The sequence below is a fragment of the Cupriavidus sp. 8B genome (genome assembly GCF_054589115.1).
The window spans coordinates 1-241 of the sequence record NZ_BAAILO010000644.1 but is presented as its reverse complement, the minus strand read 5'-3'; the positions used below and the strand labels follow the sequence as shown (position 1 = coordinate 241).

Sequence of the window (241 nt, the reverse complement as noted above, 5' to 3'; positions counted from 1 at the left end):
CCGCCTCACTGCATAGCGTGCACGAGAACGAACGCCAGATCCTGTTCGAGCATCTGGATCGCCTGCAATCCGACGACTTGCTCTTGCTCGACCGCGGCTACCCCGCCCGCTGGCTGGTGGCCGTGCTCAACGAACGAAAAATCCATTTCTGCATGCGCGCCGACGGCAGCGGCTTTACCGCCGTGCGACACTTCGTCCGCTCCGGCCGCGACGAGGCCATCGTCACGCTCCCGGCTCCAGC

At 65.1% G+C, this 241-nt stretch carries 1 pseudogene; it reads left to right on the top strand.

Going from position 1 to position 241, the window contains the following annotated elements:
* Nucleotides 1-241 (top strand): annotated as a pseudogene (locus ACYP5B_RS51530) (IS4 family transposase); the annotation flags it as partial.